This window comes from Lysinibacillus sp. RU7, assembly GCF_057837305.1.
In genome coordinates this window covers 1-235 of sequence record NZ_JBYQFK010000320.1, presented here as the reverse complement: position 1 = coordinate 235, position 235 = coordinate 1, and the positions used below count along the sequence as shown (strand labels likewise).

Annotated in this window: 1 protein-coding gene; it reads right to left on the bottom strand. The window is 37.4% G+C overall.

Annotated elements, in window-relative coordinates; translation table 11 throughout:
- A partial coding sequence (locus AC3II9_RS22555; RefSeq protein ID WP_489159010.1) for a hypothetical protein occupies window positions 1-193 on the bottom strand: 193 nt, incomplete at its 3' end.
- Window positions 194-235: the final 42 nt, after the last annotated feature.

The window sequence follows — 235 nt, the reverse complement described above, 5'->3', positions numbered from 1 at the left end:
CAAAGGCCCACACACAAAATATGAAAGAAACAACCATCGCATACATAAAGTATTCGGGTTTCAGATTTCCTTTAATCATACCTTGAAACAGTAAAGTCAGCATAAGAGCAAGCGGTGTTACTCCATAAACAACTGAATCTTTGCTGTTCAGAGTGTTAATGAAGACTTGTTTGTTGAAATGTAATGATAACATCTCCATCCCTCCTTGTGGTTGCGCTAAAACCGAATGTTTTAG